Origin of the sequence: Mesorhizobium sp. M0571, assembly GCF_040320985.1 — a bacterium.
GTDB lineage: Bacteria > Pseudomonadota > Alphaproteobacteria > Rhizobiales > Rhizobiaceae > Mesorhizobium.
The window spans coordinates 1-7,121 of the sequence record NZ_JAMYQT010000106.1; the positions used below are offsets into that span (position 1 = coordinate 1).

The window sequence follows — 7,121 nt, forward strand, 5'->3', positions numbered from 1 at the left end:
CACTCGACATCCCACGCAGCTGCAAATGAGGATCCGCCCGCCAATCGAGGAATGGCGTACGCATCCTATCAGCGCAGGAAGGGACATTTCTGCGCAGATACAAATTCGGGGCTGTTGGAGCGTCATTTCTGGCTAACGAGTATCAGCTAGCGATTATTCCTATCACCAAGAAGGTGATGGAGACCGCGAAAACTGGTGCACGTCGTCGACAACCGGACCGTTGTCGTTGATCCAGGCACACGCAAGATCGTCAAAGTCATCCAGTGACCTGAACGACTTGGGAAGGAGGAGCCCGCCGTTTCCAAGTTAAGCGGCGGGGCGAAGCGTGTTTGATAGGTTCTTGGGCGGCAATCGATTTATAGATCTGCGAGCACCAGGCCTTGGGCATGCTTAATCAACCCGCCGTGCTCATGGGCACGGCGGGTGTTTCAGATGGAGGAGGGTTAGAACACGTGTTAATTTATAATAGCTTTGCCGCAACGGGAGGCGACCAAATCATGGACAAAAGGGTCGAGGGAGACTCGGAGAAACTGGCGCGGGGCGCATCCGAGCTCAGAGTCGAACGGTAGGGCGTGAACGCCTTCCTTCTCGTTGTCGAACTTTTAAACCTTCTGGAAAAGCGCGGAACCATCAGCAGCGACGACGTCGCGAAAATTGCCGATGCCGCAGCACTGGCTGTTGCCGCATCCAGTCAACATGAGCAGCATTAGCAAAGGCTGGGAAAGCGTTCGCGATGGCGTTGCCGGCGACCAAGGTTGGGCGCAGCGGTTTGCTGACCTGGTGGCGCGCCAAGCCTAAGGTGCGCGCGTCAAATCGCCTGGAACAGGGAGCCTGGACGGAGGCGCGGTGGGTAGCAGGCCGACATATCTCGAAGCGCAGCTGCGTTGAGCGATCGGTGGGCGGCTGGCGGTCGCCGCCGACGGATTAGCGAGTCTCAATTTGGTCCGGGGCTGCCGACTCGCTTTGCATCGTCACGTTCGTGCGGGGGGCGCTGGCTTGCACGCAATCAGACCACAGCGCTGGAATGTTTGGGGGACACGACGCCGAAGCGGAGCTAAACCCAACACACGGATTCGTTCCCGATAACGTCGCGCTTTGGCGCAGTTGCCGCACTCTCCTTCGAGAACCAGCGACGGTTCTGCAGCCGGCTTTCGTCGACAAATAGCCACCGCAGCCGCGATCATCTTGCAAATTGCGGATCTTATGCGCGGCTGCCCGTGATCAGGTCGTCGGCAGACAGTGCGATCGGGCGCAAGAGATCGAGCGGCTCTGGGGCCGGACGTTCCAAATGCCAGGTGTGTCGGACCCCTTTCCCATTCGAGGCGCAAGCGGGATAGTTGTGCAAATCTGCGATTTAGTTGATCTCCTTGACGACCACCACAATGAGAACAGTCACGATTTGTTCCAAGGTGGCGCGCAGAAGTCTCGGACCGAATTCTGCAAGTCTTTCGATCTCAGAGTACGTCCTGCCGCTTTTGACAACTCCTCCCCCTTGCAGATCTCGACACTCGGTCTTTCTTCTTGTTCGGGTCATTCAGATCGGAGAAACGACAAGTGCCGGCTACCAAGATTTTGTGGGGACAGGTCCTCACCGCCCTTGGGTTCGTCCTCGTGACGATATGGGCAGCGACACAATGGACGGCATGGCGGCTCGGCTTTCAGAGCCAACTCGGTCCGTCCTGGTTCGAACTGGCGGGACAGCCCATTTATCCCCCGCCGGCATTCTTCTGGTGGTGGTTTTTCTATGATGCCTACGCGCCGAAGGTCTTCGTTGAGGGCGCGGCGATTGCGGCAAGCGGCAGCCTGATGGCGATCGCCACCGCGATCGGGATGTCGGTGTGGCGCGCGCGCGAGGCAAAGGACTCCGCCACCTATGGCTCGGCACGCTGGGCGACGCGAGACGAAATCAGAGCCGCAGGCATAGTCGGTCCGGATGGCGTGGTGCTCGGCAAATTTGACCGTGCCTATCTACGCCATGACGGTCCGGAACACGTGCTGTGTTTTGCGCCGACCCGAAGCGGCAAGGGCGTTGGCTTGGTCGTGCCGTCGCTGCTGACCTGGCCGGGTTCGGCAATTGTCCACGACATCAAAGGCGAAAACTGGGAACTGACGGCCGGATGGCGAGCACGTTTCGGCCGGGTGCTTCTGTTCGATCCGACCAATGCCACATCCGCCGCCTATAACCCTCTGCTGGAGGTGCGACGAGGCGAGCGGGAAGTTCGAGATGTGCAGAACGTGGCAGATGTCCTGGTCGACCCGGAAGGCACATTGGAACGCCGCAACCACTGGGAGAAGACCAGCCATGCGCTGCTGGTCGGCGCCATTCTGCATGTGCTCTATGCGGAGAAAGACAAGACCCTTGCCGGCGTGGCAAACTTCCTCTCCGATCCACAGAGGCCAATCGAGACGACGTTGCGCGCCATGATGTTGACCCGGCATTTGGGCGATGCCGGCCCGCACCCGGTCGTGGCGTCGGCTGCCCGAGAACTGCTCAACAAATCCGAAAACGAGCGCTCCGGCGTGCTCTCGACGGCCATGAGCTTTCTTGGTCTGTACCGGGATCCGGTTGTGGACAAAGTGACGTCATGCTGCGAGTGGCGGATCGCCGACCTTGTCGAGGAGACACGGCCGACGACGCTCTATTTGGTCGTGCCGCCATCGGATATCAGTCGCACAAAGCCTCTCATCCGCCTTGTGCTCAACCAGATCGGCCGCAGGCTGACGGAAGATCTCCATGCGAAGGATCACCGACAGCGTCTCTTGATGATGCTCGACGAGTTCCCGGCGCTCGGCCGGCTCGATTTCTTCGAAAGCGCGCTGGCCTTCATGGCCGGCTATGGGATCAAATCGTTCCTGATCGCGCAGTCGCTCAATCAGATCGAGAAGGCCTATGGACCGAACAACTCCATCCTCGACAATTGTCATGTGCGGGTGAGCTTCGCCACCAATGACGAGCGGACAGCCAAGCGCGTCTCAGACTCTCTGGGGACTGCGACCGAGTTGCGCGCCATGAAAAACTATGCGGGGCACAGATTGTCGCCCTGGCTCGGGCACCTGATGGTGTCGCGGCAGGAAACGGCGCGTGCGCTGATGACGCCGGGCGAGATCATGCAGCTTCCGCCGACCGATGCCATCATCATGATCTCTGGCCAGTTCCCAATCCGAGCGAAGAAAGCACGCTACTTCGCCGATCCGCGCCTGGCCGAGCGTGTCCTGCCACCACCGAAAGCCGGAGCGACCATGCCAACCGCGCACTCTGACGACTGGACCGGAACGACGGTCCTTGCTGAGCCGGAAGGCAATCCTCAAAAATCGTGGCGCGTCAAGGATCAGCAGGACGAGGATCCGGCCAATAGCGGCATCCGTCGCCAGCCCGAGCTTCCCGAACACGAGGACATCGCACCCAAGCGAACAACACAGCGCGACGACGAGTTCGACGTCGACAGGGACGAGCCCGACGATGACGCCGGCCGTCGTCGCAGTGTCGATCAAGCTATGAGACGCGCTGCACGCCAGGCCGCCCTTGACCCCACTGATGGCATTGAGCTTTGAGCGCATGAAGAACGCGAAGAAAAAACGTCTGTCTGCCTATCTTGATCCTGACGTGATGAACGGACTGGCCGATTACGCTGGGCGGCGCGAGGTCTCGCTGTCACTGGTCGCCGAGGCTGCGCTCGCATCGTTTCTGTCGCCGGAAGCCGAAGAGCGGAAGCAAGCGGCGATAACTCGCCGCCTCGACCAGATCGATCGACGCGTGCAGCGTGTCGAGCGTGACGTCGGAATTGCTATTGAGACGCTAGCATTGTTCGTCCGGTTTTGGCTCAACTCGACCCCAGCCTTGCCGGAATCCGCTCAGGCCGAAGCCCGCGCGAAGGGTCTGCAGCGTTATGACAATTTCGTCGATGCACTCGGTCGCCGGCTCAGCAAAGGACCAAGGCTGAGGCAAGAAATAGCCGGCGATGTCCCGCCAGCGCCGCCAGCGACTGGATGAGCTGCCGGCAAGACAGGCGCTTCAACAGCCCAACCCCAGTGTCCGATTTCGGAGCTATTTTGCGCAGCTGATGCCCATCAGATCACCGTTCATCGCAGCGGCGGGCCTCGGCAAGGGTTATTGCCAGCGAAACCGGACATCGGGCCACAATCGATGCCCAGGGCTTCTTCTTAGGCGCAGTAACTTTGAAACAAATCCTGCCGGCAGGCGTTCCAGCATGGCGGGCGGCGTTGCCGGAGGACCCAATGCCCGACGAATACAATGACATCGTCATCCCCCAAGACCACGATGCATCGCCACTTCGGGAGGAGGAGTATTTCGTCGTCTGCCCGGCGTGCGGTCAGGCGTTCGACATCAGGTGTATGGCAGAGGCGTTTCATCACAACGAGCTGGGCCACGAGCCCTACGACCTTGACTCGTAGTCGGCAGTTACCGACGACCCTCGACGAACGTCGAGCCTGGTCGAGACCCACACCGAGGGTAAGTTCTCGCTCATCTGGCCCGGCGTTGCCGTCTGATCGGCTTACAACGAATCCCCGTCGCAAGGGCGGAGCTTCGCCGGCACGCTATGTCGTGACAGATACCTTGCGGCCTTTCAGGGACGACTTGATTGCCGTTGCGGTTGTTGTCGATGCGGTCGCGGCCGTCACCGACCGGGTTGTTAACCCAGGGGAGGGCGCTTACTCCACCGCAACCATGTCGCCCAGTTCCGTCGCGACGCTCCGAAGCAGACCTATTGCCGGCATCGGGGCCCGGGACGAACATGTGATCTCCATAATGGGTACGAGCCGGAGCCCATCGCGATTGAAACTACTGACCGGCGATCAGGCGCTCGTTGCAGAGAAAGGTTACGATCGATCGCGATGCCCGCGCTGTCTTCACCCGAAATGTGCTGGGCGTCCACAGCGCACACGTGCGACACGTCCTGGACGGGCGCGCCGCCTGTTGCCGAGAGCGACGATCGCGAATCCGAACGCTGGACGGCAGGTGAGGCGCGGTTGCGATAGGCCAGATCTGACTTGCTTCACCAGTAATCCGAAGACGCCAGGGACGCACTACGCTGGACGCGTGCCCTAGCCGTCGAGCTCCCATTTATCCGTTCGTCCGCTCCATATCCGGCTGGACCGCGCCGCACCCTTGGGCTGTTCAAAGGCGTTGGCATCTTCCCTACGCCGACACCGGCCGTTGTATCGCCGGAGCGTCAACCCGCTGAAGTCCGGCGGTGCTTTCTCAGCCGAGTGATCGCCGACTTGTCGACCGTGATCACCCCGCCGCAGTCAGTCCGCACAGAGAGTTTGTTCGCCCCGCAATCGATGCGGGTGACGTCCCCAACAAGAACCACTCGGTCGCCGGCCCGGACTTTGGGTGGCGGATCAATCGTATAAGGATGGTCATACGAAGGAATGCTCACCCTGGCGCGCCCGCTGGGGAGAATCGTGATGACGGTACCTGCCAGCGCAACCTCATCGCCGACCTCAAATTCGCGAGGCATGTTAACGTGCAGCATGGTCTTCCTCCCGATGCTTTCCAAATTGATGCTTTGCTAATGCCCGGCCAACCAGGTTGGTTGCTTGCAATCGGCTTCGTACGGTTCCGCACAATTCCAAGCTGGGGTATGCACTCCCAGTTGGCCTCGGATCGGCATTGTGTGCGTCGAATTCTGCAGAAATGGCTTTACATTCAGCGATGACCTTGGCGCGCCCAGGCCCGCGTTAGCGGAGCGGCGAACTTCCTCTCGGTCGGCGATGGCCATAAACGCGGAGCGTGGAGCGAAAATGGATCCTTCGCCTTCGGGTACTTCGTCCGGTAAACTCGAAGAACGCCGACGCTGGCTTCAGCTGCCACGCGGGTTATTGCAGCAGATCATTGATGCGGGTGTCGCGCGCCTACGGCAGGTCAAGTTCGGTTTCATGCGTCCCGATCTTCAAGGCCAGCGACGCCATCATCCGGCAATGTTCAGCCAGCTCATATGGTGTTCGCAATTGCTGCACATGGAAGGTTCCGATCGGTTGACATTTCAACACCAGAGCAACCGGACAGACGCTGGAAGCGGTCCAAGCCTTGCCCTTCTTCGGGGCCAGGCTTCGAGCTTTTTGGCGAGCTATCCTGAGCTCGGGCAGCGTTGGTTGCCACCAGCCTCGCTGCCGTTCCGTTAACCCGGCAGCACGCCGAGCGGGCCATGTTCTAATCAATTCAGTCAATGTCGCCGGACGCCATCTGCCCCAGACATAGTCGACGTTCGCCTCGATCAAATGCTGATAGAACGCTGCTAGCTCCGAGGCGTCGACGAGTTCGCCCGAAATCTCGGTGAAGACCACGATGCCGTATTGCTCCGTTGCCATGGCACGGCCAAGCTGGGGTAAATCGTCAGGGGGCAGTGGATAGCGACGTCGCCTGCGTTCGGCATACCGCAATCTGGCGGCTTTATATTCCTCGGAGTCTTTGGACGCTTCCCGTCGCCGTTTCCTCTCCTCCGGTTCTGCGCGGCGTGCGGCCCTTTCGATACTTGGCCAATGGCGCCTCAACTCCTCGTAGGAGCGGAAAGGCACCCTCCAGGCCCGCAGTTCGTCGTCCCAGCTCGCCCATGGAACGGCTCGCAGTTCTTCGAGAACCGTCCGCGAATATGGCGTGCGGATGCGCAGGTCGTCCGCGACTTCCAGATACCGGCTCGACAGGGGATCGAAGGCGAAGGCGTCTCGTCCCTTGCCGTCATCGTGTGCTACTCGCAGATCCGCCTCTTGCGCAAGCCAGCGCTGGATGCGCCGCGCGGCAGTCTTTCCCGGCACGAACCAGCTTGTGCGCTCGTCACTCCACCTGGCGCGCGGGAATGCCTGTCGAAACCGCTCAACCGCCGCTCGATCGTACGGAAAGCGCGCTTCGGCACCAGGAACTGTCTGCGGTGCAGCAGGGGCGTCGGATTTTTGCATGAGATTGCGAAGCACAGCACTGCTCGCAAACAACGCGGTGCAGCTCATTTGGGTCCAAGAACACCAGAACGTATGGTCAGAGCCGCAAGGGGAAGCCAATGAGGCGATCGGTGAAACTGCTCAACGAGCTAGCGTGGCGAAACCTTCGCCGCGCCAGACCGTTTATTCTGCTCCAGGAGAGGTCCATTCATGCCCAGACGAGA

At 60.3% G+C, this 7,121-nt stretch carries 5 protein-coding genes and 1 pseudogene; 4 read left to right on the plus strand and 2 right to left on the minus strand.

Annotated features, from left to right (window positions below; genetic code table 11):
* Window positions 1-572 precede the first annotated feature (572 nt).
* The 4 genes from NKI85_RS37095 (at window position 573) to NKI85_RS37110 (ending at window position 4,413) form a co-directional block, all read left to right on the plus strand.
* Window positions 573-710 (plus strand): hypothetical protein, encoded by a 138-nt coding sequence (locus NKI85_RS37095; protein WP_352531716.1) that lies wholly within the window; start codon window positions 573-575, stop codon window positions 708-710.
* Window positions 711-1,554: 844 nt separating this feature from the next.
* Complete coding sequence (locus NKI85_RS37100; protein WP_352531718.1) at window positions 1,555-3,552, plus strand: conjugal transfer protein TraG; 1,998 nt, start codon at window positions 1,555-1,557, stop codon at window positions 3,550-3,552.
* Window positions 3,553-3,556: 4 nt separating this feature from the next.
* Window positions 3,557-3,991 (plus strand): CopG family transcriptional regulator, encoded by a 435-nt coding sequence (locus NKI85_RS37105; protein ID WP_352531720.1) that lies wholly within the window; start codon window positions 3,557-3,559, stop codon window positions 3,989-3,991.
* Between the two features lie 245 nt (window positions 3,992-4,236).
* A complete protein-coding gene (locus tag NKI85_RS37110) occupies window positions 4,237-4,413 on the plus strand; it encodes a hypothetical protein (protein WP_352780821.1) in 177 nt (58 codons plus the stop codon).
* A 779-nt stretch (window positions 4,414-5,192) separates the two neighbouring features.
* On the opposite strand, the gene NKI85_RS37115 is transcribed toward NKI85_RS37110, so the two are convergent.
* On the minus strand, window positions 5,193-5,498 hold the full coding sequence (locus tag NKI85_RS37115; protein ID WP_352780824.1) for a hypothetical protein: 306 nt from the start codon (window positions 5,496-5,498) through the stop codon (window positions 5,193-5,195).
* 559 nt (window positions 5,499-6,057) lie between these two features.
* Window positions 6,058-6,918: pseudogene (locus tag NKI85_RS37120) on the minus strand (hypothetical protein); the annotation flags it as partial.
* Window positions 6,919-7,121: the final 203 nt, after the last annotated feature.

Excerpts from the sequence above, each read along its gene's own strand:
- NKI85_RS37105 (WP_352531720.1), top strand. The coding sequence starts at position 3,557 with ATGAAGAACGCGAAGAAAAAACGTCTGTCTGCCTATCTTGATCCTGAC.
- NKI85_RS37115 (WP_352780824.1), bottom strand. The coding sequence starts at position 5,498 with ATGCTGCACGTTAACATGCCTCGCGAATTTGAGGTCGGCGATGAGGTT.
- NKI85_RS37110 (WP_352780821.1), top strand. The coding sequence starts at position 4,237 with ATGCCCGACGAATACAATGACATCGTCATCCCCCAAGACCACGATGCA.